A 606-nucleotide genomic window follows, 5' to 3' on the forward strand; every position below is an offset into this window, starting at 1 on the left:
CGAGGCGGGGGTGGCCCCCTACATCATGTTGCAGGGGAGCGATTCCCGCCACTACGAGAGGATTTGCGACTGCGTGCTCCGCTTTGCCCCCCTCTCCATCGACAAACAGCAGCTGGGCAGCATCCACGGGGTGGACGAGAACCTCGGCGTGGAGGCGCTGGCCAAGGCCGTTCTCTTTTACAAGGAGCTGGTGCAGAGCTATTCGCCCGCCGCACCGGCAAAATCAGAGCACAGACAAGGATAAAGTATGAAAAAAATAGCCAAGGTCCTGCTCAGCAGGATCGTCATCGTGGGGGTCTTGATCCTCCTGCAAGCGGCCTTTCTGGTGGTCGCCATCTGGCGCCTCAGCGAGGAATTTGTCTACTTACAGCCCATTCTCATCGTCCTCAGCGGCCTCTGTGCTGTCTGGGTCATCTCCAAGGACGACAACCCGGCCTACAAGATCCCCTGGATCCTCATCGTCATGGCCCTGCCCATCTTCGGCGGGCTCTTCTACGTCTTTTTCGGCAACAACAAGGTGCCCCGGGCCCTGCGCGGCCGGGTCAGCGAAATCTACGACAAGACCAAGGACGAGTTGATCGCCAACCGGGTGGTCACCGAGGAGAT

2 protein-coding genes are annotated in these 606 nt (G+C 59.6%); both read left to right on the plus strand.

All coding sequences use genetic code 11. From position 1 onward, the window contains the following. Positions 1-244 (plus strand): hypothetical protein (locus KQI88_RS17860; RefSeq protein ID WP_330656267.1); only part of this gene is annotated, 244 nt, incomplete at its 5' end. Between the two features lie 3 nt (positions 245-247). Further along, positions 248-606, plus strand: a 359-nt coding sequence (locus KQI88_RS17865) for a PLD nuclease N-terminal domain-containing protein (RefSeq protein WP_216419666.1), incomplete at its 3' end; no start/stop codon positions are given.

This window comes from Alkaliphilus flagellatus (assembly GCF_018919215.1).
GTDB classification, from domain to species: domain Bacteria; phylum Bacillota; class Clostridia; order Peptostreptococcales; family Natronincolaceae; genus Alkaliphilus_B; species Alkaliphilus_B flagellatus.